At 33.5% G+C, this 409-nt stretch carries 1 protein-coding gene; it reads left to right on the top strand.

The features are described 5' to 3' along the window. A partial coding sequence (locus COD11_RS25815) for a recombinase family protein (RefSeq protein WP_255301711.1) occupies positions 1-409 on the top strand: 409 nt, incomplete at both ends.

The raw sequence follows: 409 nt of genomic DNA, 5'->3' as shown, positions 1-409 counted from the left end.
AATTGAACGAAATTGGAATGGATATTATTTATGAAGAAAAAATTTCAGGAGCCACAAAAGATCGTGAACAACTTCAAAAAATGTTAGAGGATTTACAGGAAGGTGACATTATTTATGTTACAGATTTAACTCGGATCACTCGAAGTACGCAAGATTTATTTGAATTGATTGATTTAATACGAAATAAAAAGGCAAGCTTAAAATCACTTAAGGATACATGGCTAGATTTATCAGAAGATAATCCATATAGCCAATTCTTAATTACGGTAATGGCTGGTGTTAACCAATTAGAGCGAGACCTTATTCGTATGCGTCAGCGTGAAGGAATTGAGCTCGCAAAGAAAGAAGGGAAGTTTAAAGGACGGTTAAAGAAATATCATAAAAATCACGCAGGAATGAATTATGCAGT

It is taken from the genome of Bacillus sp. AFS040349, assembly GCF_002577655.1.
Lineage (GTDB): Bacteria > Bacillota > Bacilli > Bacillales > Bacillaceae > Metabacillus.
The sequence above is the reverse complement of the archived record's forward strand: the minus strand, read 5'-3'. Positions and strand labels throughout refer to the sequence as shown.